This window comes from Streptomyces sp. GQFP, from assembly GCF_021545335.1.
Lineage (GTDB): Bacteria > Actinomycetota > Actinomycetes > Streptomycetales > Streptomycetaceae > Streptomyces.
The window spans coordinates 1,704,157-1,723,505 of the sequence record NZ_CP089312.1 but is presented as its reverse complement, the minus strand read 5'-3'; the positions used below and the strand labels follow the sequence as shown (position 1 = coordinate 1,723,505).

The following is a 19,349-nucleotide window of genomic DNA, read 5'->3' as shown; positions in this document are numbered from 1 at the left end:
CGTACGGAGGCCCGGGGTTGACATCAGCCCTGAGGCGACGGGGCGCCGGTCTCCGAGTGCAAGTCTCTTTGGGACGGTGGACACTTCGCCGTCGGCGTCCTCAGGAATTGTGAAGGACTTGCGTGGCCTGACAGGCCTCGCCACGTCGGAGCCCTGACGACGACCTCACCCGCCGAAGTCAAGAGGCCCAAGAGGCCCAATGGCCCGTCGGGTGCGCCGATGCACGTCCATCCTGGGCGCATGACTGAGTCCGACGCCTCCCCAGCACCGCACAGTGTGCAGAGGATCACGGCGGTGACGCGAAGCGACATCTTTGACTACCTGCGCGGTGAGGGCGGCCCCTGGTGGGGACGGCTCGACGAGATCGACTTTCTGGTCGGCTTGTACGACCTGGACCGGTTGGCGTCTACGGATTCCCGGTTTACGACGGCGCGTGGCGACATCGTCCAGCACCGGATCAACAACCCATTGGACTGGGGCGACGACTGGGTCTTCGAGGACCCGCGCTTCCGGCTCGGCGATGGCCCCGATGAGGTGCTTCTTGCCTTTCTGGCGCGGCTCGTTCATCCAGAAGTACAGTCCGACGTCGACGAGTCATCCAAGCGCGTCGAGGAGCTGAACCGCCGCCTCGGGCCTGATGGTTGGACTCTCCGCCCATTCGAGTTCCTGTCGGGCCGGCCGCTTTACACGCCGGTCCCCACTCAGGCCACCGGCCCGCTGATCTCATTGCCTGTCGGTGACGACGACACCGCCAAACTCGACCTCGTTCTAGGGCAGACCTACAGCCTCCTTGACCGCGACGGCGAGGAGGTCGCCCGCGACCTGCTCCGCTCGGCTGTCCTCACGCTGCGGTGTGACGGCCGCTTCTACCACCCCATGCCCGGTGACGGATGGACGGCCGCCACGTACGAGGCTGTGCTTACGGTGGATCGCGCTCTTCTGCCGGAGTTCACAACAGCGGTTACCGACGCGATCTGGCAGCGACTGGGAACCGTGCTCACCTGGCTCCAGCGCGAAGACGTTCAGTCCCTCGTGGTCGATGGTGACATCGGGCCGTCCTTGGCCGTTCCGCCGGACTGGAGGAACCAGACCGCCGAGCCTGAGCTCGATCTCTCGGTGGCTCGACGCTTCCGAATCGACTTTCCGTCCACAGAGTTCGACGTTGCGCGGCAGGACTTCGCCGACCTTGAGATCCGCGGCCGCGGGTTCTCCTATTTCTACGACACCCGCACGGACCGAATGATCACCGATTTTCTACTCGATGACCGGCCACTGGTGGCAACTCTGTGCAACGTCACCCTCATCAACAGGGACGGCGCCCTCTCGCCCAGAATCAAACTGTGGAAGAAGGACAAGACCAAGGCCGCGAGGACAGTGGCCATGGAGGCGATACCAGGTACCGAATCCACTCAGATCATCAAGGCGCTCGTCGACACCAATGACGTCCACGAGAACTTCTGGAAGGTCATCTGTTTCATCCAGAACTGCGTTGGGCTGGACAACATCCCTGGGGGCAGGCGACGGTCGGCCATCGACGGTGAGGCCGAGTTGGCTCGGCTGCTCGCCGACCAAGACCGGACGACGCTCCTCGAAGCCGTCAGGACCGCTATCGGCGGTGCCCTCACGGAAGAGGACATTCGGCGAATCAGCAACCGCAAGTTGCAACTCCAGCGGTTCAAGAGGCTGTTGACAGACCCGGAGTTCTTCGAGTAGGAGCGTGGCCGGGTGGCAGGGCCGGAAGCGGTCTGGCAGGGCTTCTTCGAGGAGAATCCGTGGATCTTCGGGTACGGCCTCAACCTCGTCGCCTGTGAACCCCTCGACGACGGCAAACTGGAGCGCATCACGACTGGCGCCAACATCTTCACAGGGGCAGGAAAGCGCAGTGACGCCGTCATGCGTTCCAAGGGCTTCATCAGCAGCCTGCTGCTCTGCGAGATCAAAACCCACCGGACACCGCTGCTGGCCAGCGCGCTGTACCGGGCCCCGGACGTCTACCAGGTCTCCAAGGACGTCGTCGGCGCCGTAGCGCAGGTACAGAAGACTGCCCACAAGGCACTACGACTGGTCACCGGCGAACTGCACAGGCTCTACCGGAACGACGGCGCCCCGACAGACATCGAAATCTCGACCGCCCGCCCCCGACAGGTGCTGGTGATCGGAAGCCTCACCGAGTTCACCGACCGCAGCGCGACGAACCCGGAGAAGATCACTTCCTTTGAGCAGTACAGGCGATCTATCCAAGACGTTGAAGTCATCACGTTCGACGAGCTCTACGAACGGGCTTGCTTCATCGTGGAGGACCGCTGACGACCAAGAAGAGAACCTGGTCGCAACTGGATGGATCAGGCGCTTAGAGGGGGTGTGGACCCAAGCGATGTGCTCACCTGCCTGCTCGCAGGTCGCCCACGAACGAAACCATCAAGGCGCTTGCTATCGATTCCGGGACGCTTTGCCCGTGTCGTCCCCCGTGGCCGACAATGGTCACGGCGAGCACCGTTGGCGGCCATATGAGGGGGAGTCCGTGACGGTCGGGGTGTTCCGGGGGTGCCTGTTCAAGAGGCGTCTCGGATAGCCGGAGCTACGGTCGGAGCACGAGCTTGCCGTGCGTGTGCTGCCGTTCCAGCCTGCGGAACGCGTCCCGTACGTGCTCCAGCGGGTAGGTGCGGGCGATCGGCCCCTCCGGTTCCCCGCGATTGGCAGGCTGGGCCAGCCGGCTTGCCGAGCACGCCGCTGAGCCTTCTTCGCGCCGCCGCATCTACCGAAGGCGCGTGCCCTCGGCCGGAGTCAGGGCGATCGGCAGCAGTGACGCCGGAATCAACTACGGCGTGAGGTATTTAGGTACTATGGCTGTGGAGGTGTTGATGATGACGATGGCGGCGAAGCCGGTGCGCCAGTCCCCGCTGAAGGTGGACCCGGCGACGGACAAATTGATCAGTCAGGGCGCTCATTTCCTGGGGCTGACGAAGAAGGACCTGGTGGCCGAGGCGGTCCGGGTGTATCTGGAACAGCGCCGTGAGGATCTGCGGTCCGGGATGGTGGAGGCGCTCAGTGTGCTGGATGGCTCGCTGAAATCGGATGTGATGCTGCTGACCGGGCTGACCGCGGAGGAGATCGACGCGGTCGGAGGAATCGAGGAATGAGCGGACCAGGCCCGCTGCGCCCAGCACGCCCGACGCTGCGCTGTCTGCGCGAGGATCTGGGCCTCGCGGTGCCGCCGGTCACGGCGCCGCTGGACGAGGCCGACCACCCGGTGCTGGCCAAGGTGTCCGAGCAGTTCGCGGAGGAGGACGGCAAGCACGAACGCATTCGGTCCGTGGATGACCATGTGTTGTTCAAGGTCAAGGTGCAGCGGTGGCGCGGCGCGGTATGGCTGGACGCCGACATGCCGTGGCTGGTCGCGGCGGGCCGGCGCGAGGACGGCTCGGGCGATGACTTCTATGCAGCCCTGGAGGCCGACGGCCGTGCCGCCCGGGCTCGCTACAACGCGGAACATTCCGATGGGTTGAAGACCGCGACGTACACTGCTCACCTCCTGCCCGCACGCGAGGACCACGTCCGATACCGTGCCGAGGCCGGTATCCGCTTCGTGCGCCGCCTGCGGGCGACTCTGCTGGACCTGGCGCACGCCACGCTGCGCGACGGGCGCGAACACACATGCGAGTTCGATACCTTCGCCCTCGGTCTCCAGGTGCGTGCGGACGACGGCCACGAGACCTACCTCGCCGTCCGGATCACCGGCTCCGTACCGCCGAACCTGACCGTGCTAATCCTGCGCAACGTCCCCGGCTGCGAGGCTGACGGCTGGTATCCGGAGTACGCCCTGCCCGAGCGGGACCTGCTCCCGGCCGAACAGGCGTGGTCCAACCTCATGGACCCGCGCGCGGCTGCCCAGGTGCTGGATGAGGAGCGGTAGCCAGGCATCCGTCAGTTCGAACCGTATCCCCGATGTCGGGGTATGTGTCCACGATCTTGGACAGTCGAGGCGCTTGTCCTCACTGCGATGTGCATCCGGACATCAAAGAACCCCTCACGCGTTTCCGTAGGGGAGAGGGTATGTACGCCCCCGGCAGGACTCGAACCTGCGGCCAAGCGCTTAGAAGGCGCATGCCGTGTTGCCCGTTCGGAAGCACGGCGCGGCCTGTGGCGAGTTGCTGGCCTCCCTCACGTCGGACCTCCTCGCGGTGAACAAGGCTTGCGTCCGTTCTGGGATCATCGGGTCGCCACGGCAGATTCAGCGTTTCGGAGCGTCTGGGTGCCGCAGGGCTGTCACTGTCTGTGATGTGTCGCAGGGTCGGCGGCGTCGCGTGGGCTGCCAGTTTTTTAGGGAGAGGAGATCACCCGCATCACTTCTCCCCAGGGACTCCCCAGAGCTCGTCAGAGCCCCACTCTCGGAAGGTGCGAGAGCAAACAGCGCAAGCTCCGTGAGGAGGAATGCTCAACCCTAGAGCCAGTCCCGCCGCTTGAAAATCACGTACAAGCTCACGCAAACCACCCCCATTAGACCGATCGCGAAGGGATACCCGAAGCTCCAGCCCAACTCCGGCATGTCCTCGAAGTTCATGCCGTAGATGGTCCCTACGAGCGTCGGGGCGAACAGAATCGCCGCCCACGACGAGATCTTCTTGATCTCCTCGTTCTGTTCGAACCCCGCCTCCGCCAACGCCCGCATCTCCGCGTTCTGTTGCTGGGTCACCAGGGTGGAGTTGACGGTCAGGATGTCCGTCAGGGCCTGGCGGAAGCCGTCGACGCGTTCGCTGGTGTGGGTGACGTGGTCGGCCACGTCCCTCAGGTAGCGCTGGAGTTCCTCGTCCGTGCCGTACTTCGCGAAGCCCGCCATCAGGCTGTGCAGCATGCCGACCAGGGGGCGGGTCGCGCGCTGGAACTCGACCATCTCGCGGGAGAGTTCGTAGATACGGCGGGAGACCTCCGGGTCGCCCCGGAAGACCTCCGTCTCGATCTCGTCGATGTCGTTCTGGACGCCCTCGACGACCGGTGCGTAGCCGTCGACCACCGCGTCCAGGATCGCGTACAGCACCGCCTCCGGGCCCAGTTTCAGCAGCTCCGGGGTCTCCTCCATGCGGCGGCGTACTGCCGACAGGTCCGGGGCCGCGCCATGGCGGACCGTGATCAGGAAGTCGGCGCCGACGAACACGTGCAGCTCGCCGAAGTCGACCTCCTCGGCCGCGTCCAGATAGCGGGCGGCGCTCAGGACGACGAAGAGCGTGTCGCCGTACCGCTCCAGCTTCGGGCGCTGATGTGCCTCCATCGCGTCCTCGACGGCGAGCGGGTGCAGGTCGAACTCGTCTGCCAGGGAGAGGAGTTCGGCCTCCGTGGGGCGGGCCAGGCCGATCCACGCCATGCCGTCAGGCTCGTCGCGCAGCTCGCGGAAGGTCTCCGCGAGGGTGCTGGGCGTCGAGACGCGTACCCCGTCGCGGTAGAGGGCCGCGTGCACGATGCTGTCGGTCGGTTCGGTCGGTTCCGGGGGTGGTGCGTCGGTCCGGGGGGCGGCGGGCTTCGTGGGCGGTGCGGAGGGTGGCGTCAGGGCGCGTCGCCAGGCCGGCTTCCGTCCGTTCTTCGAGGCTTGGCGGGCACGTCGCTCGGACATCGCGGCTGGCTCCCGTCTCGACGGTGCTCGAACATGCGTTCAGGTGCGGCTGAGTCGATCACGGAGCAGGATATACGGGTCAAATGACTTCGACCCCTGAGGTCGGGCAAGCGTCCGGTCCGCATTCGGCAAGGATCGCGGACCGAAGCTGTCCGCAAGCGGGGCTAGCGTGCGGAACATGCGGAAGACGACGAAGACGACGAAGACGACGCCCTCGACAACCGGCAGCGACACCGACACCGGCGGCGGCACCACGGCGAGCCCCGCATCGGCCCCGGCCACCTCGCCTCCCGTCCTCGGCCCCCGCGCCCTCAACCGCGCCACCCTCGCCCGGCAGCTGCTCCTCACCAGGTCGCTTATGTCCGCCAAGGACGCCCTCACGCACCTCCTCGGTCTTCAGGCGCAGAACGTGAAGCCCCCGTACTACGCGCTCGCCGCCCGCCTCGACGGCTTCGACCCCGAGGAACTTTCCCGGCTGATGGCCGAGCACGAGGCCGTCCGGATCGTCACCATGCGCTCGACCATCCACACCCACACCGCCGACGACTGCCTCACCCTGCGACCGCTCGTCCAGCCCGCCCGGGACCGCGAACTCACCTACTTCCGCAAGGGACTTGTGGGCGTCGACCTCGACCGGCTCACCGTCCTTGCCCGCGACCTCGTCGAGACCGAGCCGCGCACGATGAAGCAGCTGCGCGAGGCACTCCTCGTCGAATGGCCCGACGCCGACCCGCAGTCCCTGAGCGTCGCCGCCCGCTGCCGGCTCCCGCTCGTCCAGGTCACCCCACGCGGCCTGTGGGGCCGCAGCGGCCAGGTCGCCCTCACCACCGCCGAGCACTGGCTCGGCCGCCGGGCCGAACCGGACCCCGACCAGGCATCGACGACCGACGCGACCGTGCTCCGCTACCTCGCCGCCTTCGGCCCCGCCTCCGTCAAGGACATGCAGACCTGGGCCGGCCTCACCCGGCTCCGCGACGCCTTCGAACGCCTGCGCCCGCAGCTGCTCACCTTCCGGGACGAGCACGGCACCGAGCTGTTCGACCTCCCCGACGCTCCCCGCCCCGACCCGGACACCCCGGCCCCGCCGCGTTTCCTGCCCGAGTTCGACAACCTGCTCCTCTCGCACGCCGACCGCACCCGTCTCGTCCCCACCGACCTCAAGGGCCGTACCTGGACGGGCAATCAGGCGCACTGCGTCCTGCTCGTCGACGGACTCGTCGCGGGCCTGTGGCGGCTCGCAGACGGCACGCTCACGGTCGAGCCGTTCGGCAAGCTCACAAAGGGCGTACAGGCAGCGGTAGTTGAGGAAGGCGAGTGGATGCTCGGGACGCTGCACGCGGGGACGGCGTACGACATCCGGTTCGGCACCGTCGTACGAGGATGAGAGTGAACCGGAGACGTGAGCCGGAGACGTGAACCCGAGACGTGAGCCGGAGACGTGAACCCGAGACGTGAGCCGGAGACGTGAACCCGAGACGTGAACCCGAGACGTGAACCCGAGACGTGAACCCGAGACATGGACCGGAGAAGCGGACCGGAAACGTGGATAGGGGGCGCTGCGGACCGCTCGTGGCCGGTCCGCAACGCCCCCTGGCATTCACCTGAGGGGTGCTCAGGAGACTGTGGTGGCTGTACCGCTACTGGTTACGACGCGACCTGCGTCGCCACCAGGCTGGAGAAGGTGGTCAGCCGGGTGTAGACCCCGGGGTAGCCGGCTTCCGCGCAGCCCTCGCCCCAGGAAGTGATGCCTGCCAGGACGCCGCCGATCATCAGCGGGCCGCCGCTGTCGCCCTGGCAGGTGTCGACGCCGCCGGAGGTGTATCCGGCGCAGACCATGTCGCTCGCGATGTAGCTGGAGCCGTACGAGCTGGTGCAGCTGGCGTTGGAGACGGTCGGGACCGTCGCCGTGCGCAGCTGGTTGGAGGAGCTGCCGCCCGCGGAGGTGGTGCCCCAGCCGATGATGCGGGCCGTGGTGCCGGCCGCGTACACGCCCGTCTGGGACGAGGTGACGTACGACGCCGTGGTGTACGGCATCGAGGTGGCGAGGGTCAGCACGGCCACGTCGTCGCCCTCGGTGGCGTCGACGTAGCTCGGGTGGATCCAGATGTTGGTGACCCGGCTGACGGTGCCGTTGGTGCCGTTGCGGTAGGTACGGCCGCCGACGACTCTCACGCTGCTCGTGGTCTCGTCGACCATACAGTGGGCGGCAGTTACGACCTTGGTGGCCGAGACGAGGGTGCCACCGCAGAACTGGTTCTGCGAGGAGTCCGTGATCTGCATGACGTAGGGGTACGTCGCGGCGGTGGTCGTGGTTCCGCCGACGATGGGCTGGGGGGCGGCGACGGCGCCGGGGGCGGCGATCAACGCGGTCGTGGCGGCGGCGGCGATGGCCGTCAGCACGGCGGCGGCCTTCTTGGCGCGAGCGAGCCCGAACATGGGTTCTCCTCTTGGGGGAATTGCCGGTGGGGGGACGCGCGGGTGTGGGGGGTGGTGCACGGGGCGGTGGTGCTGCCCCGTGTGCCCGGCGTTGCGGCACATCCACAAGGTAGGAGTCGGATAAGAGTCTCCCCAATGAGGGAACCCCCTAGGGGAGTTGGGGGAGGGAAAACCCTCGGTCGTCCGGGGTCGACAGCGCGGTACGGTGAGAGCGCAAGGATGGATCCCGCGCAGGAGCGGCCGTACCTGGTATGTGTGCGTTACTTGGTGTGGCGTCCCGCCGCCAGCCTGACGATGTCCACCCGAGACCGGATCCCCAGCTTCCGGTACACCCGGGTGAGCGTCGCCTCGACCGTCTTGACGCTGATGAACAGGCGTCCGGCGATCTCGCGGTTGGTCGCACCCTCCATCACGAGCGCCGCGACCTGACGTTCCATCGCGGCGAGCCCGTCGAGCGCGGCGGCGGCCTGCGGCTGCTGTACGAGGGGCTGCGGCGCGGGGTTGGGCACGGTGGCCGCGTCCACCCGGCGCAGCCAGGGCAGCGCGCGGGAGCGTCTGAACAGCCGTGCGGCCTCGTCGTACGACGTCGGGGCAGGTGTCGGCCCCGGGGGGCCGGTGCGCAGCTCGGCCAGGGAGAGCGCGGCGCGCGCCTCCTCAAGTCCATAGCCCAGCTTGGCCAGTCGGTCCTGCGCGGACGTCAACTGGGCGAGCGCCGCGTCGTGTTCGCCGCGCACGGCACGCACCAGCGCCTCGGCCCGGTCGAGCACCGCGAGCACGCTCTCCCGCCCCAGCCGCAGCGCGTGGGCCCGCGACACGTCGATGACCTCCTGCGCCTCGTCGGTCTCGCCGACCTGTACGAGCGCCTCCGCGAGGTCGCTCTGCCAGCGCCCGCGCGCCGGGTCGTCGACGCCGAGATCGTGCTCCAACTCCCGTGCCCGGCGCAGCGACTGCACCGCGCCCGGTGCGTCCCCGGCCACCAACCGGGCGTATCCCAGGGCCGCTTGGGCCCGGGACAGATACATCAGGTCGCCGTTCTCCTCGGCGTGTTCGACGGCCTCCCGGGCCAGCGCCAGCGCCCGGTCGACATCGCCGCCGGATGCCTCGGCCAGCGCGGCGAGCATCGCGGAGGCGACCTCGCCGATACCGGTGTCCCGGGCCAGCCGCAGGCTCTCCCGGGCCAGGTCGAGCGCCCGGCCGCAGTGCCCGCAGCGCAGTTCGGTCTCCGCGAGGCCGCGCAGGAAGTGGACCTCGCTCTCGACCGATCCGCGCCGGCGCACCTCGCGCAGCAGGGTGGTGATGGTGGCCCGCGCCTCGGGCAGCTGGTCGCTCATGATCAGCCAGCGGAACCGGGCCGAACCGACGCCGTTGTGATGGACCGTCACCTCCGGGTCCTGGGGCTCCTTCAGCGCGCGTTTGATGGTCGCGGGCGCGTCCGGGTGGCCCATCAGGGTCTCGGTCTGCGCCTGGAAGGAGAGCGCCATCAGCTCCGTGTGGCGGTCGCCGCCGCGTGCGGCCAGCTCCGCCGCGCGTGCCGCCTCCTCGCGGCACTCGGCGAAGTCGCCCTCCACGAGCACCGCCCGCCAGGCCAGTTGGTAGTGGATCAGGGCGAGCAGCCGAGGGTCGTCGCCCGCGTCGGCCAGTGCCTGCGGGAAGACGGAGTCGACCTCCGTCATGGCGTGGCCGGCCGTGTCGATCACGATGATCCAGGCCCGCACCCGCTCGTCGGGCACAGCCGTCCCGTCGAGCACCTGGCGGGCGATGTCCCGAGCGAGATCCAGGTCACCGGAGGTGATCGCGTCCTCGGCGGCTCGCAGCCGGTGCTCGTCCGGGCTCGGCACGCTGTCGGCCGGGGTGTGCCGGACGGCGAGCTGTCCGAGCGAGGCCGCCACCGACGGCGCCCCGCGGTCCCGGGCCAGCGCGGCGGCCTCGGCGAGCCGGGCGGCCACCTCCGGATCCGTGCCCTCGGTGGCCAGGGCGAGGTGCCGGGCCCGCTCGATCGGGTCGGAGGCGGCCGTGGACAGCGCGGCGTGCGCGGCCCGGCGCTCCTGGGCGCTCGCCTCGGCGTACAGCGCGGCCGAGACGAGGGGATGCGCGAACCGTACGGCCGGACCCTCGGGCTCGGTGGCCAGCAGCCCGAGGGCGGCGGCCTGGGCGGTCTCCGCCTCGGCGTTCTCCCGGCCCGCCTCGTGCAGCAGGGCCAGGGTGGGACGGGCGCCGGCGCTCACCACGAGGAGGGTGCGGCGGGCGTCGTCCGACAGCATCTCCAGGCGGCTGAGGACCAGCGCGCGCAGCGAGGTCGGCACCGGCAGGGGCTCGCCCGGACGCGGGGGAGTGGGGTTCTCGGCGAGGGCCCGGCCCAGTTCGAGGGCGTACAGCGGATTGCCCGCGCTGGTGCGGTGGATCTCCCGCACGGTCGAACGCGGGAGGCCGCCGTAGCCCCGGTGGTCGAGGAGCGCGGCCACCTGGGAGTGGGTCAGCGGGTTGACCCGGACCGCGAGGGTGTCGGGTGTGGACGCGCGTAGATAGCGGTCGTACTCCTGGCCGTCCGACCGGCCGGCGAACACCATGCGGACGGGGTCGTCGCCCAGGCGGCGGGCGGCGAAGCCGAGCAGTTCGGTGCTGGCGGTGTCCAGCCACTGGAGGTCGTCGGCGACGACGAGGACGGGGCCCTTGGCGGCCAGCGCGCGCAGTGCGGACAGCACGGCCAGCCGCAGCGCGAGGCCGTCGCGCTGGAGCGTGGACTCGCCGCGGCCGGTGAGCGCGGCCTCCAGGGCGACACGCTGGGCGACGGGCAGTTGGGCGGACACCTCGTCGAGGGCGAGGCCGAGAAGGTCGGCGAGTGCGAGGAAGGGGAGATGCGATTCGGACTCGGTGGCGGAGCAGCGCAACACGGTTCGTGCCGATTCGCCGTATTCCGCGGCCAATGTCCGCAGGACGGTGGACTTTCCTATTCCGGCGGGTCCGTGCAGCAGTACGCTGCCGCCGCGCGAAAGCTGCTCGCGGGCCCCGATGAGTGCCTCGTCCCGGCCTATGAGCAGGTCGGAGCGGCTTCGGCCAGACTCCTGGAAGTCCCGTCGCACGGTCACCGCTCCCCTCCTGTGTCGTGTGGGCCCCAATATTAGGCAACAGATCTTTGAATTTCGGACCGGCGGTGTGGTGAGCCGAATAACAGGACGGTAGCGGCATGGGGAAATTCAAGTCACTTGTGAATGAATACACCTTATGCGTGTGCGGAGCGTGACGACAGATTCTTCGCCGATCGCAAGTCGTTGCCCGATCGGACGTGGCGCTCACCCCCGTTCAGGGGTAGGGAGACCTGCGACACGGATTACATGATGCCGGGGAATCGCCCGGCGATGGTCCGGGATCGAGGAGGAGTGATGACGACGGTGACCGAGCGCTTCCGCGAGGCACGGGACTTTCTGCTGGCCCACCGCGAGGACTACGCCACCGCCTACGAGGGTTTCAGCTGGCCCCGACCCGAGCGCTTCAACTGGGCCCTGGACTGGTTCGACGTCATCGCGGACGGGAACGACCGCACCGCCCTGCACATCGTCGAGGAGGACGGCTCCGAGACCAAGCTGTCCTTCGCCGAGCTGTCCGCCCGCTCCGACCGGGTCGCGGGCTGGCTGCGCGGGCGCGGGGTCCGCCCCGAGGACCGGCTCCTCGTCATGCTCGGTAACCAGACCGAGCTGTGGGAGACGGCCCTCGCCGCGATGAAGCTCGGCGCCGTCGTCATCCCCGCCACACCCCTCCTCGGCCCCGCAGACCTCCGCGACCGCGTGGACCGCGGCCGGGTCGCCCATGTCCTCGTCCGCGCAGAGGACACCGCCAAGTTCGACGAGGTGCCCGGCGACTACACCCGGATCGCGGTGGGCGGCGCCCCCGAGGGCTGGCAGCCGTACGAGGACGCGTACGACGCCCCCGCGGAGTTCACGCCGGACGGGCCCACCCACTGTGACGACCCCCTGATGCTCTACTTCACCTCGGGCACGACGGCTCGCCCCAAACTGGTCGAGCACACCCACGCGTCGTACCCCATCGGGCACTTGGCGACCATGTACTGGATCGGCCTCAAGCCCGGCGACGTGCATCTGAACATCTCCTCGCCCGGCTGGGCCAAGCACGCCTGGTCCAACCTCTTCGCGCCCTGGAACGCCGAGGCGACCGTCTTCATCCACAACTACACACGCTTCGACCCGGCCCGGCTGATGGCCGAGATGGACCGCGCGGGCGTCACCTCCTTCTGCGCCCCGCCGACCGTCTGGCGCATGCTCATCCAGGCCGACCTGACCCAGCTCCGCACCCCGCCGCGCGAGGCCGTGGCCGCCGGGGAGCCGCTCAACCCCGAGGTCATCGAACAGGTGCGCCGCTCCTGGGGTGTCACGATCCGGGACGGCTTCGGCCAGACGGAGACCGCCGTCCAGGTCTCCAACAGCCCAGGCCAGCCCCTGAAGACGGGCTCCATGGGCCGCCCGAGCCCCGGCTACAAGGTCGTCCTCCTCGACCCCGTCTCGGGTGAACCGGGCGCGGACGAGGGCGAGATCGCGCTCGACCTCGCCACCCGCCCGGTCGGTGTCATGACCGGCTACCACGGCGACGCCGACCTCACGGCGGAGGCGATGGCCGGCGGCTTCTACCGCACCGGGGACATCGGTTCGCGCGACGAGGACGGCTACATCACGTACGTCGGCCGGGCCGACGACGTCTTCAAGGCGTCCGACTACAAGATCTCCCCCTTCGAGCTGGAGAGCGCGCTCCTTGAGCACGAGGCGGTGGCGGAGGCGGCCGTGGTCCCCGCGCCGGACGAACTGCGCCTGGCCGTACCGAAGGCGTACATCGTGCTCGCGGCGGGCTGGGAGCCGGGACCCGACACCGCGAAGGTCCTGTTCGAGCACAGCCGCGAGGTCCTCGCCCCCTACAAGCGCCTGCGCCGACTGGAGTTCGCCGACCTCCCCAAGACGGTCTCCGGCAAGATCCGCCGGATCGAACTGCGCGAGGCGACGGCGGCGGGCTCGGCGAACGAGTACCGGGAGGAGGACTTCCGGTGAGTTCGGTGAGTTCCTGCACCCAAGGGATCGGCGCGCTCGTCATCCAAGGTCCTCATGTCGGCAGCAGCACGAGTGAACCCGCTGTGGCACGGGACTCGATCGCCCGATGGGCCTGTGCCGCGTCGGGCAAGGCATAGGTGCCACCGAACCGTATGCGCAGTATGTCTTCGGATATCGCGCCGAAGACCTCGTTCGCGCGCCACAGCACCTCGGCGCGGGTGCGGACGAAGTGTGGCAGCACCGGCCGGGTCACGAACAGCGAACCCAGTTCGGCGAGACGTTGCAGATCGAACGGCGGCACTCGGCCGCTCGCGGAGCCGAACAACGCGAGGGTGCCCCGCGGCCTGAGCGAGGCGAGGCTCGACTCGAAGGTGGCCGCACCGACACCGTCGTAGACGGCGGAGACACCTTCACCGCCCGTCAGTTCCCGGACCCGAGCGGCGAGTCCGTCGCCGTAACGCAGCACGTGCCCGGCCCCGGCCTCCCGGGCGAGCTTCTCCTTCTCGTCGGTGGACACGGTGGTGATCACCTCGGCGCCTCGCGCCGCGGCCCATTGCACCAGAAGCTGGCCCATGCCGCCGGCACCCGCGTGAACCAGGATCGCGTCTCCCGGCGTCGGCCGGTACACCGACTCCAGGAGGTAGTGCGCGGTCATTCCCTGCAACAACGCGCCACCGGCGACCTGCCAGTCGATCCCGTCGGGCACCGGCACGCACTGGTCGGCCGGTACGGCCACGAGTTCGGCATAGCCGGCCCTGCCGTACGCCCAGGCCACTCGGTCCCCGACGGCGACCTCGGCTCCCTCGCACGCCGCCACGACCTCGCCTGCTCCTTCGAGGCCCGGAACGGGGAGTTCGGCGGGATACTCCCCTCTGCGCACGTACACGTCGCGGTAGTTCACGCCGATCGCCCTGGTCCGCACCAGCACCTCGCCCGGCCCGGGAACCGGGTCCGGCATCCGGCGGTAACGGAGAGTATCCGGGCCGCCGGGCTCGGTGACCACTACTGCGTGCACGAGGTCTCCCTTTCTCGCTCTTGTCGGTTCGACCGCATCACGTTGCCTGGGCCTTCTGTTCGCGGCGGAATCGGTACAGCACCGGTTCGGTGTAGCCGTTCGGCGCCGTCGTGCCCCGGGTGATCAGTTCGCGGGCCGCCTGCCACGCGAGGGAGGCTTCCCCCGCGCGCAACAGCGGCCGGTATCCCGGTTCGTCGTGGAGGCGGTCGTCGAGGACCGCCGCCGTCCGGCGCAGACCGTCGTCCACGTCCCGCACGGTGATCACGTCGTGGTGCAGCCAGTTCGCCAGCAGCTGGGTCGACATCCGCAGGGTGGCGCGGTCTTCGAGTACGACGACACCGTCGAAGGCGGGCATCGGGGAACTGGCGACGGCGCGCTCGACCCAGCGCACCGCGTAGCCGAGAACGGTGTAGCAGTGGGCGTCCAGCTCGGTCCGCAGATCGGTGAGGGTTTTGGTCTCGGCGACAGGCGGGCGCAGGAGCTCGCCGAGCGAACGGCGCGGTCCGGCCGCCGCGATCTCGCGCTGTACGTCGGCGACGTCCACCTGGTGGTAGTGCGCGGCGTGCAGGGTCGCGGCGACGGCGGTCGGCACCCAGGTCATCCCCGCGCCCAGGGAGAGCTGGCCGATCTTGGACGCGAACAGGTCGCCCATCCGGTCGGGCGTGGGCCACATGCCAAGACCGATCAGTGCCCGGCCCTGAAGGCCGTGGGCCAGGCAGGTGTCGACGTGCCACTGCTCGTAGGCCAGCTGCCAGTGCTGGGTCTTCATGGCGGCCTTGGGCACCATGGGCCCGGCCGCCATCGAGGTGTGGATCTCGTCGGCGGTCCGGTCGAGCAGACCGTTGTTGGTGGAGACGACCCGATGCCGGACCGCCTTCAGGCACGCCGCCAGGTTGACGGTGGTGCGCCGCTCCTCGTCCAGCAGCCCGAGTTTCACCGTGTGATCCGGCAGTCCGAGCAGGCGCTCGACGCGGCCGAACAGCTCGTCGACGAAGGCGAACTCGTCCGGCCCGTGCAGTTTCGGCACCGCCAGATACACCGCGCCGGCACGGGAGTTCACGCGGGAGGTGTCGCCCCGCAGGTCGTGCAGCGCCGCGAGGGTGGCGATCACGGCGTCGACGATGACTTCCGGCACCTCGGCGCCCTCGTGGTCGAGGATCGCGTCCGTGGTCATCAGCTGCCCGACGATCCGGGCGAACAGCAGTGCCCGCCCGGGCAGCGAGATCCGGCCGCCGTCCGGAGCGGTGTACCGGCGATCGGGATCCATGCCGCCGCCACCGTGCCGCGCGGTGTAGCTGCCGCACATCAGACGCAACCAGGCCCGGTAGACCTCGATCTTGTCCGCGACGTCCACGGCGGCGACACAGTCCTCGAAGTCCATGATCGTGCTGATCCCGGACTCCGGGACCACGTCCTGGATGCCGGCCGCGTCGAGGCGGCCGAACTCGCCGTCCGGGTCGAACCGGATCTCGACGTGCAGGTGATGATGTTCGATCAGCACGACCGACGGCCGAGCGGGATCACCGCGGAATCCGGCCAGCCGCGCCGTGGGGGCCAGTGTGCTGAACGTGCCGTCGGACAACCGCACGCGCAAGGCGCCGTCGATGACTTGGTAGCGCGTCGATTCCGTGTGCGAGCCCTCGTCGAGCGGCGCCATCACGTCGAGAATGCCCCGAGCGAAGTCGATGACCGCCTCGCGGCGTTCGGCGGCGTTGCCCGGAGGGATCACGTCGGTCTCGTACAGGGTGCGATACAGCGACCCCCACCGGGCGTTGACCCCTTCGAGCGCGAAGGGCTCGTCGACCACCGGCACCAGCAGTTGCGGACCGGCGATCCGCGTGATCTCCGCGTCCGCGCCGGCGGTGTCCACGGTGAAAGGCTCCGGTGTCGCGACCAGGTAGCCGATCTCCGTCAGGTACCGGCGATACGCGTCCGCGTCGAAGTTCTCGCCGCGGTGCTCGGTGTGCCAGGCGTCAACTCTGTCCTGCAGTTCGCGGCGCCGGTCCACCAATGCGCGATTGTGCGGTGCGAGGTCGTCGATGAGCTGCTCGAACCCGGCCCAGAACTCCCCGGCAGCCACGTCGATGCCGGGGAGAGCCTCCAGTTCCACGAAATCCCGAAACGCGCGCGCGACCCGCAGGGCCCCGATCCGGACCCACGCGTCCGCGGCGACTTCAGCGATGCTCATAAAGGCACCACACCATTGTCGCCTCCAGCTTCTTCAAGATCTTCAGATTCTCGATGGATTCGACGACGTCCACCGATCCGATACAGGCATCGACGACCTGCTCGCTCACCAGCCGTGCCGCCTCCGGTTTCGCCCGCACCGTCGAGACCGTCACGTCGACCGGCATGTGCTCGCGCACGAACTGCAGGGTGGCCGGGTGTGACGCCGCCGAGCGGATGTCCGCGATCTCGCCGGAGAACTCCGAATGGACCGCGACGCACATGGGCTTGGTCGGCGATTCCCAGACCCCGACCATCGCCATCGATCGCAGCTTGCTGAAATGAAGATCGACCCAGGAGTCGACCACTGATCCGTTGCTCATGTCCAGATACCCGGCGGCGACCAGCGCCCTGCCGCCGTGTGTCTCGGAATCGTCGATGGCGGCACGAAAGGAGGGGAAAAGCTTGATGTTCTCGCCCCCGATGCGCACGGCCTCCGCGTGCGCGTCCGTCCCCGACGGACCGAGCGTCTTGATGACGTCCTGCTTCACCATGGTGCAGTCCCCGTACTGCTGGAAGCGCTGAATTCGTACGTGGTCAGGTGGGCGGCCTCGCCGACGGTACGGCAGCCGGACAGGGCGAGATCCGTCTCGAGTTCCTCGCGCAGCAGTGACAGCACGGCGTCGACGCCCGACTCGCCGCCGACGGCGAGCCCGTAGAGGACCGGCCGCCCCAGCAGGACGCCGTCGGCGCCGCGAGCCAGGGCTTTGAGTACGTCTGCCCCTGATCGGACGCCGCCGTCGACGAGTACCTCCACCGTGTCCCCCACCGCGGCCCGGATCTCCGGCAGCACCGTGAGTGCGGGCACGGCTCCGTCGAGCTGACGCCCGCCGTGATTGGAGACCACCAGCGCGTCCACGCCCGCGCGTGTAGCCCTGAGGGCGTCCTCGCGCGTCAGGACGCCCTTCACGACGAGCGGCAGCCGGGTGCGCGCCCGCAGCCATTCGATGTCGCTCCACGCCAATGAGGGGTCGAACATCTCGGTGGTGTGCGAGGCGACGGCCGAGCCTTCGGCCGAGGCCCGTTGCGCTCCGATCGCGGCCTCGCCGCGGAAGTGGGCGGCGTAGACGTCGGGCGGCAGTGCGAAGCCGTTGTGCTGGTCCTTGAGGCGGCGGCCCAGCCGGGGCACGTCGACGGTGAGCATGAGCGCCTGGCAGCCCGCGGCTTCGGCCCGGCTCACCAGTTCCGTCGTGGCGCCCCGGTCCCGCAGCCAGTACAGCTGGAACCACAGGTCGGCACCCGACTCGGCGATGCGCTCCACCGGTGTCCCGCTGAGCATCGCCACGGTGAACGGCACGCCCGCCTTCTTCGCCGCGCGCGCGGTGGCCGCCTCGCTCTCAGGATGGACCAGCCCGTGGTAGGCCATCGGCGCGACGGCCACCGGCAGGCTCGCTTCGGTGCCGACCAGGCGGGACGCGGTCGACACGTGCGACACGTCCCGCAGCATCCGCGGCGCCACGTACAGGTTGTCGAAGGCGCGCCGGTTGGCGGCCACGCTCAGTTCGGCACCGCTGCCGCCGGAGACGAAGTCCCAGGATGCGGGCGGTATCACGGTGCGGGCCGCGTCGGCGAACTCGGCCACGGACTGCGGCCGACTCGGTTGCCCGGCCTCCGTCACCTCCGTCACCGTTCCTCCCGCTGGCTCCGCTCCGCCTTCCTCGCCTCGAACAACGCCTTGACGTTGCCCTTGCCGAAGGTCTCGGCACCGACCCGCTCGATCACCTCGAAGAAGAAGGTGTTACGCGGATGCGTGGAGTGCGTGAAGATCTGGAACAGCTCGCCGCCGTGGTCCCGGTCGGCGAGGATGCCCAGTCCGCGCAGTTGCTCGAGTTCGTGGCGCGCTACGCCGCCGATGCGGTCGGGCAGCAGGTCGTAGTAGGCGCCCGGAGTGTCGAGGAAGTCCACCCCGCGCCCGCGCAGCTTCTGGACGGCCGTCACGATGTCCGCGCAGCCGAACGCGATGTGCTCGATCCCGGGCCCGGCGTTGTTCTGCACGAACTCCGCGATGAAGTCCAGCGCCTGCCCCGGCTTCGCGGCGGACTCGACGATGGTGAAGGTGACGTCGCCCGCGGCGTTGCGCACGACCTGGGAATCCATGCCCTGACCGCCGACCATGGTCCGGTCCTCGAAGATCACCGAGAAACCCAGGACGGATTCATAGAACTTGACCGCGTTCCGAAGGTCGCCGGCGCCGACGAGGTAGGCGAAGTGGTCGAGTACGCCGAACTCCGCGAACTCCGCGGGTGCCTGCGACGCGGACTCCTGTGCCGGGACGATGCCCGGCGGCAGTTGCCCGGGTTCTGCATCGTCCGGGCGTTCGACCAGGCCGTGCCGGACGTCGCCGAACGCGCCGAAGCCGGCGACCGGCACACCGGCGCGCTCGACCGGCTGAAGCACGGCTTCGGCGCCGTTGGCCACGGCCTCCTCGAAGGCCGTACGGACCGACGGCGTGCGCAGCCAGATGTTGGCCACGCCGTCGCCGTGGGTGCGGACCCACGTGGACACCGGGGAACCATCGGTCAGCCCCTGGGTGACCAAGAGCACGATGTTCCCTTGCCTTAACGCGATCGAGCGGTGGGACCGGACGCTCGTGCTCGACGTTCCCGCTATCTCGAAGGCGTATTTCGAGACAAGATCCTCGACGGTCGCGTCAATGTCTCCGACATAGAACTCGACGTGATCCAACCGAGCATCACGCAACGCATGCATGGCAGTTCTCCAAACGCATTGAAGTCAACCGAAATCAGACGGGGCTTCGAAGTTGCTTGCTCAACTCGAACTTACCGTTCCCTCGGGAGGCTTGACAACGGCCACATTAGGCGGCGCGACGGGCGCGAGATTGAATCCATGTTTCATGACACATCTAGTGCGCGCTGAGCAGGTAATTCGGAATCGTCGATTGCAATTCTCGCAAATCTGAGGCTCGGTATTCTGTGGATTTCGTCGAACTTTCCCGGGGCGCCCGTCCTGGTGAGGCGAACATGTGGACAAGCAGAGAAGCGCCTCCACGTGTGAA

Annotated in this window: 15 protein-coding genes and 1 tRNA gene; 6 read left to right on the top strand and 10 right to left on the bottom strand. The window is 68.8% G+C overall.

Features of this window, described 5'->3' with window-relative positions; genetic code table 11:
• Window positions 1-240 precede the first annotated feature (240 nt).
• Together LUX31_RS07575 and LUX31_RS07570 are read left to right on the top strand one after the other, a co-directional pair.
• Window positions 241-1,713 carry a DUF4263 domain-containing protein gene (locus LUX31_RS07575; RefSeq protein ID WP_235474004.1) on the top strand — a complete coding sequence of 491 codons (1,473 nt, stop codon included), beginning with the start codon at window positions 241-243 and terminating at the stop codon, window positions 1,711-1,713.
• A 12-nt stretch (window positions 1,714-1,725) separates the two neighbouring features.
• Window positions 1,726-2,307: a Shedu immune nuclease family protein gene (locus tag LUX31_RS07570; RefSeq protein WP_235474003.1), complete on the top strand. Its 582-nt coding sequence runs from the start codon at window positions 1,726-1,728 to the stop codon at window positions 2,305-2,307.
• 271 nt (window positions 2,308-2,578) lie between these two features.
• Here the strand turns inward: LUX31_RS07570 and LUX31_RS07565 are convergent, their stop codons facing one another.
• Window positions 2,579-2,755, bottom strand: coding sequence for a zinc-binding dehydrogenase (locus tag LUX31_RS07565; RefSeq protein WP_235474002.1), 177 nt, complete (start codon window positions 2,753-2,755; stop codon window positions 2,579-2,581).
• Window positions 2,756-2,843: 88 nt separating this feature from the next.
• On the opposite strand from LUX31_RS07565, the gene LUX31_RS07560 reads away from it, so the two are divergent.
• The gene (locus tag LUX31_RS07560) at window positions 2,844-3,140 is read left to right on the top strand and encodes a hypothetical protein (protein WP_235474001.1); all 297 of its coding nucleotides are present in this window, start codon (window positions 2,844-2,846) and stop codon (window positions 3,138-3,140) included.
• A complete protein-coding gene (locus LUX31_RS07555) occupies window positions 3,137-3,913 on the top strand; it encodes a hypothetical protein (RefSeq protein ID WP_235474000.1) in 777 nt (258 codons plus the stop codon). Before LUX31_RS07560 ends, LUX31_RS07555 begins: the two co-directional genes overlap by 4 nt.
• Window positions 3,914-4,058: 145 nt before the next feature.
• Here LUX31_RS07555 and LUX31_RS07550 read toward each other — a convergent pair.
• Both LUX31_RS07550 and LUX31_RS07545 read right to left on the bottom strand, forming a co-directional pair.
• A tRNA-Arg gene (locus tag LUX31_RS07550) sits at window positions 4,059-4,133 on the bottom strand.
• Window positions 4,134-4,441: 308 nt separating this feature from the next.
• The gene (locus tag LUX31_RS07545; RefSeq protein ID WP_235473999.1) at window positions 4,442-5,605 is read right to left on the bottom strand and encodes a magnesium and cobalt transport protein CorA; all 1,164 of its coding nucleotides are present in this window, start codon (window positions 5,603-5,605) and stop codon (window positions 4,442-4,444) included.
• Between the two features lie 178 nt (window positions 5,606-5,783).
• Here LUX31_RS07545 and LUX31_RS07540 point away from each other — a divergent pair, with 178 nt between their 5' ends.
• The gene (locus tag LUX31_RS07540; protein WP_235473998.1) at window positions 5,784-6,989 is read left to right on the top strand and encodes a winged helix DNA-binding domain-containing protein; all 1,206 of its coding nucleotides are present in this window, start codon (window positions 5,784-5,786) and stop codon (window positions 6,987-6,989) included.
• A gap of 260 nt (window positions 6,990-7,249) precedes the next feature.
• Here the strand turns inward: LUX31_RS07540 and LUX31_RS07535 are convergent, their stop codons facing one another.
• A complete protein-coding gene (locus tag LUX31_RS07535) occupies window positions 7,250-8,041 on the bottom strand; it encodes a S1 family serine peptidase (protein WP_235473997.1) in 792 nt (263 codons plus the stop codon).
• Between the two features lie 260 nt (window positions 8,042-8,301).
• A complete protein-coding gene (locus LUX31_RS07530) occupies window positions 8,302-11,127 on the bottom strand; it encodes a helix-turn-helix transcriptional regulator (protein ID WP_235473996.1) in 2,826 nt (941 codons plus the stop codon).
• A gap of 294 nt (window positions 11,128-11,421) precedes the next feature.
• Between LUX31_RS07530 and LUX31_RS07525 the strand changes: the two genes are divergently transcribed.
• Window positions 11,422-13,092 (top strand): AMP-binding protein, encoded by a 1,671-nt coding sequence (locus LUX31_RS07525; RefSeq protein ID WP_235473995.1) that lies wholly within the window; start codon window positions 11,422-11,424, stop codon window positions 13,090-13,092.
• Window positions 13,093-13,144: 52 nt separating this feature from the next.
• Here LUX31_RS07525 and LUX31_RS07520 read toward each other — a convergent pair whose 3' ends face one another.
• The 5 genes from LUX31_RS07520 to hppD are packed head-to-tail and all read right to left on the bottom strand — an operon-like array spanning window position 13,145 to window position 19,042.
• Window positions 13,145-14,107 carry a quinone oxidoreductase family protein gene (locus LUX31_RS07520; protein ID WP_235473994.1) on the bottom strand — a complete coding sequence of 321 codons (963 nt, stop codon included), beginning with the start codon at window positions 14,105-14,107 and terminating at the stop codon, window positions 13,145-13,147.
• Window positions 14,108-14,144: 37 nt separating this feature from the next.
• Window positions 14,145-16,295 carry a malate synthase G gene (locus tag LUX31_RS07515; RefSeq protein WP_235473993.1) on the bottom strand — a complete coding sequence of 717 codons (2,151 nt, stop codon included), beginning with the start codon at window positions 16,293-16,295 and terminating at the stop codon, window positions 14,145-14,147.
• Complete coding sequence (locus LUX31_RS07510) at window positions 16,282-16,827, bottom strand: hypothetical protein (RefSeq protein WP_235473992.1); 546 nt, start codon at window positions 16,825-16,827, stop codon at window positions 16,282-16,284. Before LUX31_RS07510 ends, LUX31_RS07515 begins: the two co-directional genes overlap by 14 nt.
• Window positions 16,821-17,960, bottom strand: a complete 1,140-nt coding sequence (locus tag LUX31_RS07505; protein WP_235473991.1) for an alpha-hydroxy acid oxidase — start codon at window positions 17,958-17,960, stop codon at window positions 16,821-16,823. The genes LUX31_RS07510 and LUX31_RS07505 overlap by 7 nt, the downstream gene beginning before the upstream one ends.
• On the bottom strand, window positions 17,957-19,042 hold the full coding sequence (gene hppD, locus LUX31_RS07500) for a 4-hydroxyphenylpyruvate dioxygenase (RefSeq protein ID WP_235473990.1): 1,086 nt from the start codon (window positions 19,040-19,042) through the stop codon (window positions 17,957-17,959). The genes LUX31_RS07505 and hppD overlap by 4 nt, the downstream gene beginning before the upstream one ends.
• Window positions 19,043-19,349: the final 307 nt, after the last annotated feature.